The organism is Candidatus Poriferisodalis sp. (assembly GCF_965208895.1).
Taxonomy (GTDB): Bacteria; Actinomycetota; Acidimicrobiia; order Acidimicrobiales; family Poriferisodalaceae; genus Poriferisodalis.
Genome location: NZ_OZ242363.1, coordinates 3,450,600 through 3,463,392, shown reverse-complemented (window position 1 = coordinate 3,463,392; position 12,793 = coordinate 3,450,600). Strand labels below are relative to the sequence as shown.

Sequence of the window (12,793 nt, the reverse complement as noted above, 5' to 3'; positions counted from 1 at the left end):
CGGGCCTACTCCATCACCCGCAGTTGGCCGGGGATGAACATCTTCTTCAGCTTGCGACCGGGGAACACCGGCGCCACCGCGATCGCCGCCAAGGCCAAGACGAACGACACGGCCATCTCCCACCAGCGGACCGACACGATCATGCCGATCTCGGGGATCGCGGTCGGCATCAGGAACAACGCCATCCACAGCAGCAGCGCGTAGCCGAACAAGCCGCCGAGCACCACCGCTGCCATGCCCAACAGCAGCCCTTCTGCCGACAGGTTGGCAATCACTCTTCGCACGGGAACGCCATAGGCGAACATCGTGGCGTGGTCGCGAGACCGTTCGTCCACGTTGATGTTGGCGGTATTGAATGCGATCAGCATCACCAGGAAGATCACGAAGATCCGCGTGATGAGGAAAACGCTTTGAGATTGGTCGAGGGAGTCTTCCACTGACCGGAACGAATCGCCGAGCCCCTGCACCAGTGCCACGCCCTTGCCGCTGCCGAAGAGCGACCGCTTCACCTCGTTGAGGCTGCTGCCGTCTGCCGGAACACCAGTGACAATGTTGGCGAGGCCGCCGAAGCCCCACGTCGATGCCTGCGAGAGATCCATGTAGGCGTTGAGCCGCAACGGATGGGGGTGTATCGCGGTGACCGGCAACGTGCGCGTGTCGTATGTGAACGCCCCGTCGACCAGCGCCGGGTGGGTGACGATCACGTCGTCGCCGACTTCCACGCCGAAGTCGCTCGCTGCCTTGTCAGCCAGCACGATGCCCTGCGCTCCCCGAGACAACGTTCCTTGCGTTGCGGTGGGGGTCCACACATTGCTACCGAAGTCCACAAAGCGAACTACGAGATCGAGTCGGGTCGGGTCGTCGACGTCTTCGCTGGCTTCGGCGGCGGTCACATTGGCCCCAAGCACCATTGCCGTCTCGCCGAGTTGCACCGTCGGATCGGTGAGCACATCTTGCACCTGCGGTGAATCGACCGGGTAGAAGGAATCCATCTGCACCGAGAAGCGGTCGGACTCGCCGCCGAGCAACTCCTTGTTGCCCTCGTCGAAGGTGGTTGTGAATGTGCTGGACATGCCCAGCATGGCGAACATGATCGCCAGGCTCATGGTGAAGGTCAGCAGCGTCAAGAATGTCCGGCGGGGCGCCCTCATCAAGTTCCGGATCGGCATCCGCTCAAGGCTGCGTCCGGGCAAAGGGATGCGGCTGATGATCGGTCCCAGGCTGCCGCCCCGCGAGGCCAGATGGCTCGACCGGATTGCGTCGACCGGCCGCACACGCACGGCGCGGAACACCGGCCAGAACACGGCCAGCATCGGCACCGCGAAACCGATCGCGAGGGCTCGGCCGTAAATCGCTCCCTGGAACGGTTGCTCGAAGATCGGCAGCCGCACGATCTCCTGGACCACGCTCACTGTCTGAAACGAGATCGCGTAACCGACGACGACGCCCAGGATCATGCCAAGGATCCCGATCTGCAAGCCGATCAGCAGCGGCCTGACGGTGATTGATCGGGGGGTCTCCCCGATTGCCATCGCCGCGCCGATTTCACGCCGTTGCGCTTCGACCATCCGCGCCGAGAAATTCAACGCGGCGAACGCCGCCCCCGCGAAGAGCAAGAGCGAGATGGCATCGTAAATTCCCTGGTCGATTTCGGGCGAACCGGTCAACCCGATGTACGACGGCGTCTCGTCCCTAGCGATGACATCGAGCAGCGCACCGTCCAGCGACGCTGCCGCATCGATCAGCTGGGCCCTCACCACTTCGGCTTCAACATCCGGTTCGAGCGTCAGCACCAAGTCATTGACGGAACCGGCCTTGCCGGACATGTCCTGCGCGGTGGCCAGCGGTGCGAACAGCACGGCGAGATTGGACTTGCCGAGCGAACCGTTCCCCTCGACGATCAGGAAGTACTCAGGCGATACGGCATGGCCGATGTAGTTGACATCGATGTCCCCTCCCACCGTTACAACGCCACTCGTCGGCAGGTCCAAGAACGCGGCGAAGTTCCGGTCGATCAGCGCTTGCGGGGTGGGTGTCCCAGCCGTCGGCAGCACATCGCCCTCAATCAGGTAGACGTCGTTGACGACGGAACCGCTCGGGGACATCTCCATGCCGACGACGCGCCCGTGTACGAGCACTTCCTCGCCGTCAACGACGGCGTCGATCTGGGTATCGAAAACGAGGCGTTCGTTGTACTCAGCGACGCCGTCGATCTCGCTCGCAATACGCGCGAGCGCCCCCGCTGGCACCTCGGTGCCCCCGGTGACCGTCGCGCGCAGGTCGTACATGTTGGTGACTTCGAGGCTCTTGTCGATGGAGGTGAGCCTCCATTCGGTGACGCTGGAAAGTCCTGCGAACAGCCCGATGCCGATGGCGAGGGTGAACGAGATACCGACAATCTGGAGCCATCGCCTGCGGGCGTCCCTCAACGTCCACCGCAGGCGCAACATCCACACGTTCGAGACCTACCAGCGCAATTCGGACAGCGGCATCTTGCCGCCTTCCGGCGGTCCGTCGCTGACGATGTTCCCACTGCTCATCTCGACGACCCGGTCGGCCATCCGGGATATCTCGCGATTGTGGGTCACCACGAGCACTGCGCGGTCTCGGCTGGCCTGCTCGGCCAGCAGTTCGAGAATCTGGGCACCTGTCTTGAAATCCAGCTCGCCAGTCGGCTCATCGGCGAGCAGCACCGGGTTGCCGGTGGCAAGCGCCCGGGCGATGGCGACCCGCTGCTGCTCGCCGCCCGAGAGCTCATGGGGAAAGTGGCCAAGCCGATGACCGAGCCCGACCGAATCCAGAATCTCGGCTGGGTCCGCGGAGCCGCTGCGGCCCGAGACATCCATGCCGAACTCCACGTTCTCGGTTGCGGTCAGCCCCGGGAACAGGTTGAAGCTCTGAAAGATGAAGCTGACGGTTTCGCGCCGCAACGCGAAGAGCTCGCTCCTGCTGGATGACGTGAGATCACGGCCTCCGACGGTCACTTTGCCCGACGACGGCGTGTCCAGCGCCCCGATGATGTTGAGCGTCGTGGTCTTGCCGCTGCCGGACGCGCCGAGCACCACCACGAATTCACCAGCGTCGACATGCAGATCGATGCCGGCAAGCGCCGTCACCAACACGGGGCCGACTTCGTAATGCTTGGTGACTCCCTGAAGGTCAATCACGTCGCGGAACTCCCCAATCGCCCGCGTCTCTCGGTAGTTGCCTGCATCATCGAACCCTTTGAGCGACCTCGGAACCATCTGGTCTGCAGCGAGACACTACTTCGGCCTCGCTCGCGGCTGGGTTACGTCTGTGCCCGCTCTCGAGGAATGCTCGCGAGGATCTGCGTCAGCAGCTCGGCCAGTAGCTGAGCGGTCGCTGCTCGGGCGGGGGTACCGGCCTGTTGGCCAGCATTCGCAGGTCGGAAATGAGCACGCGGCGCGTATCGGCCGGGTCGATCATCTCGTCGATGCGCATGGTGCCGGCTGCGTCGTAGGGATTGGTGGCCTCGGCAACCTCGGCAACCAGCTTCAGCCGCTCGGCTTCGCGCTCGTCGGGGTCATCGATCCGTCCCAGCTTCGAGCCGAACGCCACATTCACGCCGACTTCAGGATCCATGAACCCGATCTCTGCACCCGGCCAGCAGTAGATGCCGTGGCTTGGCATCCGCGAGCCGTTCATGGCCTGCCACGCCAGGCCGAAGGCCTTGCGGATGCACACGGTGAGGGTGGGCGTCGACGCGTTCTGCAGCGCGTGCATCATGCGCATGCCCCAGTGCAGCATCAGGTCGTGCTCGACCCGCTTGCCGACCATGAAGCCCGGCACATCGACCAGGAAGATCATCGGGATGTTGAAGGAGTCGCAGACGGTGGCCAGCCGGATGATCTTGTGGCAGGCCTGCGGGTCGAGCGTGCCGGCGCCGAACATCGGGTTGTTGGCGATGACGCCGACTGCGAAACCGTCGATCCGCGCCATCGCGCACACGACGTTGCGGGCGTAGTTGGGCTGCATCTCGAGGACTGACTCGGGATCGCAGATGCGAGCCACCACGCGCCGCATGTCGTAGCCGCGGGTGCGGCGGGCCGGCACCATGCGGGCGAGCTCGGGATCGGGTCCGTCGCCGCCGCGAGGTTCCGCTCGGGGGGCTGGCTCCCAAGCGTTCGACGGCATGAACGACAGCCACCGCTTGATGGCGGCGTAGCCCTCTTCGTCGGTGTCGACGCCGAGGTCGATCTGGCCCGTCTTGCGGGAGTGCACGTCCACTCCGCCCACGTCCTCGAACGAGATGACCTCACCGGTGGCGATCTCAAAGACCTTCGGCGAAGTCACGGCGAGGCACGAGCCGCGCACCATCACCACGTAGTCGCTCAGCGCAGACACGAACGACGAGCCGCCGAACGACTGGCCGCAGATCATGGTGGCCATCGGCACCCGGTGGCGCCGGCGCGCCATTTCGAACATGGCGCCTGGCTCGGAGATGCCCTCCGAGCCCATCAGGTCGGGAATCCGACCGCCACCGGTCTCGCCGAAGTGGACGATCGGAATGCCCATCGCGAGCGCTCGATCGAACAAGCGGCTCTCCTTGCGAGTGCCGACTATGGAGCTCGAGCCCCGCAGCACGGTGATGTCGTCGCCGAAGACGGCGACGGGGCGACCGTCGACTTCGCAATGGCCGCCGATCTTTCCGTCACCGGGCGTGACGTCACGCACCTCGGGACGCAAGGAACGCGTGAACGTGCCGATCTCGCGAAAGGTGCCCTCGTCACTGAATGCGTCGATGTGCTCGCGGATCGTGCGATCGCCTTCGGCCGCCATCGCCCGGACCTTCGAGGCACCACCCATGTCGCGCCGGATCACCTCGGCGTGGGCCGCCATATCGGCAACCCGCTGCTCGTGCGTGATCGCGTCACCGTCGCCGTACTCAGCCATTGCTCGCCTCCTGCATTCTGAGCTGCCCCTTCGTTGCCCGCTCTTGTTCCTGATCCCCATGCGACAGGGCTCACGGGCCGCTGGGGCCCGGTTTCGCCTTGTGGCTCAGACTCAGGCGTCCGCGTAGTCGGCGAGGATCTGCCCGTAGGTCTCGCCGAGCTGGGGCGGACGCCGCCCCGGCACCATCACCTGACTGACACCGAGCTCGACCAGCTGGTCGAGGTGGGCCCGGTCGGTCCCGCCGGTCGTCCACATCTCGATCTCAGCCGGATCGCGCCCCGCGGCCTCGGCGTACCGGCGGGCCGAGTCGAACAGATCCGTTAGCACCTCGGCCGGCCGTTCGGCCGGGAAGAACACATCGCCGAGCTCGCCGGCGCGCCGGGCCGCGCGGTCGCTGTGACCGCCGACCAGGATCGGCACCGGCTGCTGGATCGGCTTGGGCTGTGAGTAGACCGGATCGAAGTCCACGAACTCGCCGTGGAATTCGGCTTCCTCTTCGGACCACAGCACCCGCAGCGCCGCTACGTACTCGTCGGTGCGGGCACCCCGGCGATCGAACGGCACGCCGAGCGCCTCGAACTCCTCACGCAGCCATCCCACGCCGATGCCGAAATCGAACCGGCCGCCGCACAGGCGGTCCAGCGAAGCGATCTCCTTCGCCAGAATCAGCGGGTTGCGCTGCGGCAGGATGAGAATGCCCGTTGCCAACCGGATGCGCGAGGTCACGGCGGCGGCGTACGCCAGCCAGATGAGCGGGTCGGAGTGGTCGATCTGGCTTGCGCCCTTGAACAGGCGGCCGCCGTCGTCATAGGGATAGGTCGAGCTGTAGGACTTGGGCACCACCACGTGTTCGATCGCCCACAGCGAATCGAAGCCGACTTCCTCGGCGGTCTGGGCAGTCTCACGTGCGGCAGCGCCGTCGACGTTGCCCATCAGGTTTGCGGAAATCAGGCCGAATCTCATCTGGGAACCCCTCTCCGCCGCGCTCGGACGTCGCGGCGGCGAACATCATGGCCGATCAGCAACCAGGGTGCCCGTTCAGAAAATCAATAAGATCCCGCAGGGAGAATTCTGAGCAATGCGATACGTCGGCAAGCTCTATCGGTGGTTGCGACTGAGTTGAGTGTAGATGTCGGCCAGCAGCGACTGGTGATCGAACCATGCGCAGTTACCCTGCGGACATGGCGGCGATCTGGCGACCAGCCGCCGGCGTGTGGGTGAATCCTGCGGTGCAAGCTGGGGCACCTTGCATCGACGGGACACGGGTCCCGACCCGTCTCGTGGCCAGCTTGGCACGGACTGCTGAAGATGAGGAATCGAAACATCTCGCTGACATGTGCGACGACTACCGCCTGACCCCCAAGCAAGTGCAGCAGGCTGTCGACTACGAACTACTGCTTGCCGCTTGAAGGCACTGCGGGTCGGTGCCAGACGCTCGACTGGAGCGAAGCAACGCGCTGAGCCGTCCAGGTTCAGCCGTGCTTGTCGGGGCCGGCCTTGGTGATGTGGAAGCGAACCAGGCAGCGCTTGTCTTCGGTCATTGCGCGGCGGTAGTCGTCCCAGTCGGGATGCTCGCCTTGCAGCGTCCGGTAGTACTCGACGAGCGGGTCGAGCGCGGCCTCGCCTGAGATGATCTCGGCCTCGCACTCGAGCTGAACCCAGCGTCCCAGCCACTTCTCAGGGAACACGCACAGCCACGACTGCGGGTCGCGATGCAGGTTCTTGACCTTGAAAGCCGTGTCCCGCGTGCTCATGACGACCGTGTCGTCCACGACCGCCAATGTCACCGGCGACAGCTGCGGTGTTCCGTCGCGCGCCTTGGTGGCCAGCACTGCACGGTCGTTCTTGCGGACATAGTCGAGCGCCTTGGCAATTTCCATCGGCGCAGCCTCGCACACATGGCCCAATCCGATCAGCCCAACCGATCCTGATGGACTTCGCACAGTCCGCGAGACTGCCGCCATGAAAATTTCTGCCGCGTTCCCGCCCGTTCCCGAGACTCCCGACCACATCGCGCTTGCCGAGGAGCTGGGCTATGAAACCGCCTGGGTGTACGACACGCCGGCACTGCAGCTCGACGTCTGGATGACGCTCGCGCTAGCCGGGGTGCGCACGGACCGCATCCGGCTCGGCACCGGCGTGCTCATTCCTTCGCTGCGACACCCGATGACAACCGCTGCGGCCATCGCGACGCTCGTCGGTCTTGTCGGGCCCGAACGGGTCATCATCGGTGCCGGCACCGGCTTCACCGGGCGTCGAGCCATGGGACAGAAGCCACTGCGCTGGGCCGACTTCCCAGGCATGGTCGCCGACATCCAGGCACTGCTTCGAGGCGAGATCGTCGAGGTCGACGGGCGCGCGGCGCGCATGCTGCACTGGCCGGGCCAGGCGATCGAGCGACCCATCGAGGTGCCGTGGATCGTGGCGGTGAACGGCCCTCGGGGCCTCGCCGCAGCGGCTGAGATGGGCTGCGGCGTGTTCACCTCACGGCCTCGGCCCGATGCGGACTACAGCGGGATCGACGATGTGATCCTTCTCGGCTTCGGCACGATCATGGACGACGACGAGTCGATCGAATCGCCCCGGGTGCTCGACACCGCGGGCCCTGGTGTCAGCGTGGCCTACCACGCCTTCCTGGAGCAGCGAGATGTCCGGCTCGACACATTCCCCAATGCCGATCGCTTCGCTGACATCACCGGCGACATGGACCCCGCGACCCTGCACCTGTCGCTGCACGAAGGCCACCTCACCCAGCTGAACGCCATCGACCGCCAAGTGCTGACCCCCGAGTCTCTGCGCATCGCCCCCTTCGTGTGCCATGCCCGCGAGGTGCCCGAACGCATGGAACGACTCGCCGCGGCGGGCATAACCGAGGTGTCGTTCCAGCCCATGGGCGACGTCGAGCGCGAGCTGCGCGCCTTCGCTGCAGCCGCCGACCTCCCAAACTGAACGGCAAAGAACGCGAGCCGCCTCCGCAGCGGTCGTACCGGTTTGCGACCGCTATCTGGCACTATCAGGGCGATGACGGACGGCGGGGCGACGAACCCTGACCTTGACGAGGGCACCGACGACGGGGCCGACGAAGATGTGCCTGAGTCACTGAGCTTCGCAGAAGCAGCCATTGAATCGCCGCTCGCCACTGCCGAGCTGTGCCGGGTCGTCGGCAGCCGCGTACGTGAGCTGCGCCAAGCACTGAACATGACGATGTCGGCCTTCGCCACGGACGCGGGCATCTCGCTGGGGATGCTCTCCAAGATCGAACACGGCCAGAGCGCGCCCAGCCTGTCGACGCTGGCGCGCCTGGCCGGAACGGCAAAGGTTCCGGTGACCGCCTTGTTCCGCGGCCTCGACGAGGAGCACGATCTGGTCATCGTCCGGGCCGGCGAGGGCCATGAGATCCACCACGATCGGGGCGGACCGGACCGGCTGTACCAGGATCTCGGCACCTTGCGAGGACCCAACCGGATCATCGAGCCGATGATCACCACCATCACCGAGCCGGGCGGCGTGTTCCCCCTCTACCAGCATCCGGGCGTCGAGTTTCTCCATGTGCTGGAGGGATCGATGCACTACGGCTACGGCGGCAAGGCCTACCTGCTGAACACGGGCGACACCATGCAGATCCACGGCGAGGTTGCCCACGGACCCGTCGAGCTCGTCGAGCTGCCGGTCCGGTTCATCTCCATCAAGGTGTACCCCGCCAGCGAGTCACGCGGCGCGGGGGGAGGGTGAAGCAATGGTCTTGATGATCATCTTCACGGCGTTCTACGCGTTCTACGCGGCGTGTCTGGCGGTCACGGCCGACACCACGCCGGGCTGGGCGAACATCTAATTCAGCCCGGCAACGCTGTCGGCGATTACCTACACCATCACGATGGGCCTCGCAGGCAGATTCGCCGGGGGCTACATCTTCGCCAAAGCCGCGCTGCGTCAGGCGACCGCTTCGCAGTGACCACCCACGACCACACCGCCGACGCCACATCGCGGCGGTGGCCTACCCGCCCGAGATGCCCGCGGTCGTCGCCGCAGCCCGGTTCTCCAGCTCGACGATCACTTTGTCGGGCGTAAAGGGGATGTCGCGCAGCCGCACACCCGCAGCGTTGTAGATGGCGTTGCCGATGGCGGCGGGCACGCCGACGATGCCGATCTCGCCGATGCCCTTGGCCCCGCTGGGGCCGAACCACTCGTCGAACTCGTCGATCCACACTGCTTCGATGTCGTTGATGTCCGCGTGCGCGGCGATGTGATAGCCCGCGAGGTCGCCGTTCGCGACGTGGCCGAATCGCGTATCGAAGTACGTCTCTTCGTGCAGCGCGCTCGACACGCCCATCGTCATGCCGCCGATGAGCTGGCTTCGGGCAGTTCGCGCGTTGACGATCCGACCGGCGCCGTACACGCCCAGCATGCGGTCGACTCGAACCTCTCCGGTTGCCCGGGAGACCCGCACTTGGGCGAAGTGCGCCCCGAACGCATGGCGCGATCGCCGACGGCTGCCTCGAGGGGCGAAACCGAACGCCGCCGCCGAGCTTCCTGAGGGCGCGTCGGCGCCATGACGGCGGCGGAGCTTCGCTGCCGCGGCGGCGATGGCATTGCCCCACTCGTAGGTTCCGGCGCTGCCGCCGGCCAGCATTGCCAGCGGCAGTCCGGTTTCTCCGAGCACGACGTCCACGGCAGCCTCAGGCACCCCGAGGGCTTCCGCCGCCAGCTGGGTGAGGACTGTGCGGGCGCCGGTGCCGGGGTCGGCGCCTTGCAGCGCAACCGAATAGCGGTCGCCGCTGCAGGTGATGCGCGCTCGGGACGGCATGAAGTGCTGGTTGGGATACGTGGCGCTCGCAACCCCGAGGCCGATCAGCCATTCGCCGTCGCGATGCTCACCGGGCGGGGTCCGGCTGGACCAGCCGAACTGCTGCGCACCCTCGCGCAGGCATCGAACGAGATTGCGCGTGCTGAACGGCTTGCCGGTCTCGGGATCGAAATCGGGCTCGTTGCGGACACGCAGCTCGATCGGGTCGAGGCCGATCCGTTCCGCCAGCTCGTCCATCGCTGTCTCCAGTGCGAACATGCCTCCGAATTCGCCCGGTGCCCGCATAAAGGTGGCGGGTGCGATGTCGAGGTCGACGGCATGATGGACCGTTCGTCGCGTGGTCGCGGCGTACATCATGCGCGTCGCGTCGACGGTCTGCTCGATGAATCGCCTCGTCTTGGAGTTCGGCGCCCAGCTCTGGTGATCCACGGCCGTCAGCCTGCCGTCGGCATCGGCGCCGAGACGGACCGTCTGGTGACTCTGCGGCCTGTAGCCGACCGTTCGGAACATCTGGCGGCGTGTCAACTCGCACTTGACCGGACGGTCCTTCAGCTGCTTGGCGGCGAGGGCTGCCAGCACCAGGTGCGGGTGCGGGAACAGCTTGGAGCCGAACGAGCCGCCCACGTAGGGCGAGACGATGCGAAGCTGGCCGGGCAGCATGCCCAGCAGCGGCGGCAGCAGCGAGAGGTGGTAGGGAAACGCCCCTTGGTTGGCCTCGAAGAGCGTCAGCCGTGTGGCTGAGGGCGCCCAGCGTCGGCCCGAATGCCAGACCGCAATGACCGGGTGCGGCTCGATCGGATTGTGATAGTGGGCCGACGTCTCATAGGTGCCGGCGACTTGATGGGCACTGGCAGCGAACGCGGCATCGACGTCGCCGTGACTCGAACGCCCGCGCAGCATGCCGTTCACGCGGCGGGGCACATAGACGTCGGGCCGGTCGAACGAGAAGTCGAGATCGGCAGCTTCCTCCCGGTACTCGACCTCGACTGATTCGGCCGCGCATCGAGCCGCCTGCGGGGTCTGCGCGACGACTGCGCCGATGAACTGGCCGCGGTGGCGAACCTTCGCAGACTGCAGCACCCACAGATCGCCGCTGGTCTTGACTCGCAGCCGCGGAGCGTTCTCGTGGGTCATGACGAGCAGCACGCCGTGGGTCTGCTCGGCCCGTGAGGTGTCGAACCCGGTGATGGTTCCCTTGGCGACGGCGGACACGATCGGGTGCAGATACACCGGATCGTCGACCGGCTGCTCATATGCGTACCGGGCCGTTCCCGCCGCCTTGGCGGGCGCGTCGATGCGTTCGGTGTCGGCGCTGGCGGCGCTGCCGACGAGCTCGGCGTGGGGCGGGCGGGGCCTGCGAACGCTCATGACGTCGGCTGTGCCGCCTGCGCGGCCAGTCTGCTCAGGACCTCGACGATCGTGTTGCGCAGCTGCGGGACCTTGAAGGCATTGTCCCGGCCGGGTTTCGCTGCTTCGAGTTCGGCATCGGCGGCCGCACGGTACGACTCCGCCGTTGCCGACTGGCCCCGCAGCGCCTCCTCGGCGGCGCGCGCCCGGTACGGGCGATGCGACACTCCGCCGAGCGCCAGGCGCACATCGCGCACCATTCCGTCGGCGAGATCGACTGCCGCCGCCACCGACACCAGAGCGAACGCGTAGGACACCCGTTCGCGCACCTTGCGGTACAGCGACGACGCAGCGAAGCCCAGCGCCGGGATCTCGACAGCGACGACCAGCTCGGAGGGATCGAGGTTGGTGTCGATGTGCGGTGTGTCTCCCGGCAGCCGGTGAAACTCCCCGAACGGCATGCGCCGCGTGCCCCCAGGCCCCACTGCCACCACGATGGCATCGAGCGCTGCCAGCGGGATGCACAAATCCGAGGGATGCACAGCCAGGCAGTGCGGAGAGGCCCCGATCAATGCGTTGTAGCGCCCGAAGCCCTCCTTCGCCGAACAGCCGCTGCCGGGCTCGCGCTTGTTGCACGGCGTGGTGAGGTCCCCGAAGTAGACGCACCGCGTGCGCTGCAGCAGGTTGCCCCCTGTCGTTGCCATGTTGCGCAGCTGCGCCGAGGCACCCGCCACGACGGCCTGGGCCACAAAGGGGCAGCGGGTGCGTATGAGCTCGTGTGCGGCGAGGTCGCTGTTGCGGACCAAGGCGCCCACGCTGATCGTGCCGTCAGCCAACTCGGTGATCTCGTCGAGGCCGACGCCGTTGATGTCAATCAGGCGCTGAGGAGAGCACACGCCCAGACGCATCAAGTCGACGAGGTTGGTCCCGCCTGCAAGAAAGGCTGTGTCGGCGTCGAACAGCCCGAGCGCCTCGGTCACTGACGCTGCACGCTCGAAGGCGAAGGGCTTCAACGCCTCAGTCCTTCGGCCGCGGCTGCGTCGGCGATCGCTGCGACGATGTTGACATAGGCGCCGCAGCGGCACAGGTTCCCGCTCATCCGCTCACGGATCTCGACATCGTCGAGGTCGAAGTCCGACATCGAGACATCGGCGCTGGCGGCGCTCGGCACACAGCGGCGGGTTTCTTCGAACATGCCCATCGTCGAGCAGACCTGCCCCGGCGTGCAATAGCCGCATTGCAGCGCGTCGCGGTCGACGAAGGCCTGCTGGAGCGCCGACAGCGACGACACATCGCCGAACGCCTCCGAAGTGCTTACCGAGACGCCGTCGTACGACGCGGCCAGCGCCAAGCACGACACGATCCGGCGCCCGTCAACCAGCACCGTGCAGGCGCCGCACTGGCCGTGGTCGCATCCCTTCTTGGCCGACGTCACGCCCAGGACGTCACGCAGCGCATCGAGGATGGTGGTTCTGGAGTCCAGCGTGAGCTGATGGGTTGTGCCGTTCACCACCAGCGTGGCCGCAACGGTCTCAGATGCCTGTGCTGACACTGAAGGCCATTCCTTCGCGAGACCGCCCCAAGAGGCTGAGCCGATAGGCGAAGCCGTGGCCCGAGCGGCCCGTGAGCGACAGCGAACAAGAGCGGGCAACGACCGATGAGACAACGGAGACGTTCACCTGTTGGCGCTTCCTCTCGGCCGGAACGGCGACATGTGCACGGCGCAGG

11 protein-coding genes are annotated in these 12,793 nt (G+C 66.2%); 3 read left to right on the top strand and 8 right to left on the bottom strand.

Annotation, left to right across the window (positions count from 1 at the left end):
- Window positions 1-5: 5 nt before the first annotated feature.
- The 4 genes from ACOGJB_RS15510 to ACOGJB_RS15495 all read right to left on the bottom strand — a co-directional run bounded on the left by ACOGJB_RS15510 (window position 6) and on the right by ACOGJB_RS15495 (window position 5,877).
- Complete coding sequence (locus ACOGJB_RS15510; RefSeq protein WP_419840753.1) at window positions 6-2,450, bottom strand: ABC transporter permease; 2,445 nt, start codon at window positions 2,448-2,450, stop codon at window positions 6-8.
- Between the two features lie 15 nt (window positions 2,451-2,465).
- On the bottom strand, window positions 2,466-3,167 hold the full coding sequence (locus ACOGJB_RS15505; protein ID WP_419837994.1) for an ABC transporter ATP-binding protein: 702 nt from the start codon (window positions 3,165-3,167) through the stop codon (window positions 2,466-2,468).
- Between the two features lie 166 nt (window positions 3,168-3,333).
- Window positions 3,334-4,914, bottom strand: coding sequence for an acyl-CoA carboxylase subunit beta (locus tag ACOGJB_RS15500; RefSeq protein ID WP_419837993.1), 1,581 nt, complete (start codon window positions 4,912-4,914; stop codon window positions 3,334-3,336).
- A gap of 111 nt (window positions 4,915-5,025) precedes the next feature.
- Window positions 5,026-5,877, bottom strand: coding sequence for an LLM class F420-dependent oxidoreductase (locus tag ACOGJB_RS15495; RefSeq protein WP_419837992.1), 852 nt, complete (start codon window positions 5,875-5,877; stop codon window positions 5,026-5,028).
- A 218-nt stretch (window positions 5,878-6,095) separates the two neighbouring features.
- On the opposite strand from ACOGJB_RS15495, the gene ACOGJB_RS15490 reads away from it, so the two are divergent.
- Window positions 6,096-6,323, top strand: coding sequence for a DUF433 domain-containing protein (locus tag ACOGJB_RS15490; protein WP_419837991.1), 228 nt, complete (start codon window positions 6,096-6,098; stop codon window positions 6,321-6,323).
- A 63-nt stretch (window positions 6,324-6,386) separates the two neighbouring features.
- Here the strand turns inward: ACOGJB_RS15490 and ACOGJB_RS15485 are convergent, their stop codons facing one another.
- Entirely contained in the window at window positions 6,387-6,794 is a 408-nt protein-coding gene (locus ACOGJB_RS15485; protein WP_419837990.1) for a PPOX class F420-dependent oxidoreductase, read from the bottom strand.
- An 82-nt stretch (window positions 6,795-6,876) separates the two neighbouring features.
- Here ACOGJB_RS15485 and ACOGJB_RS15480 point away from each other — a divergent pair, with 82 nt between their 5' ends.
- Both ACOGJB_RS15480 and ACOGJB_RS15475 read left to right on the top strand, forming a co-directional pair.
- Window positions 6,877-7,863, top strand: coding sequence for an LLM class flavin-dependent oxidoreductase (locus ACOGJB_RS15480; RefSeq protein WP_419837989.1), 987 nt, complete (start codon window positions 6,877-6,879; stop codon window positions 7,861-7,863).
- A 72-nt stretch (window positions 7,864-7,935) separates the two neighbouring features.
- Window positions 7,936-8,646 carry a helix-turn-helix domain-containing protein gene (locus tag ACOGJB_RS15475; protein ID WP_419837988.1) on the top strand — a complete coding sequence of 237 codons (711 nt, stop codon included), beginning with the start codon at window positions 7,936-7,938 and terminating at the stop codon, window positions 8,644-8,646.
- 262 nt (window positions 8,647-8,908) lie between these two features.
- On the opposite strand, the gene ACOGJB_RS15470 is transcribed toward ACOGJB_RS15475, so the two are convergent.
- From ACOGJB_RS15470 to ACOGJB_RS15460, 3 genes are read right to left on the bottom strand one after another with little or no spacing between them, the layout of a single operon-like run.
- Window positions 8,909-11,086 carry a xanthine dehydrogenase family protein molybdopterin-binding subunit gene (locus ACOGJB_RS15470; RefSeq protein ID WP_419837987.1) on the bottom strand — a complete coding sequence of 726 codons (2,178 nt, stop codon included), beginning with the start codon at window positions 11,084-11,086 and terminating at the stop codon, window positions 8,909-8,911.
- A complete protein-coding gene (locus tag ACOGJB_RS15465) occupies window positions 11,083-12,078 on the bottom strand; it encodes an FAD binding domain-containing protein (RefSeq protein ID WP_419837986.1) in 996 nt (331 codons plus the stop codon). The genes ACOGJB_RS15470 and ACOGJB_RS15465 overlap by 4 nt, the downstream gene beginning before the upstream one ends.
- Window positions 12,075-12,617 (bottom strand): 2Fe-2S iron-sulfur cluster-binding protein, encoded by a 543-nt coding sequence (locus ACOGJB_RS15460; RefSeq protein WP_419837985.1) that lies wholly within the window; start codon window positions 12,615-12,617, stop codon window positions 12,075-12,077. The genes ACOGJB_RS15465 and ACOGJB_RS15460 overlap by 4 nt, the downstream gene beginning before the upstream one ends.
- Window positions 12,618-12,793 lie beyond the last annotated feature (176 nt).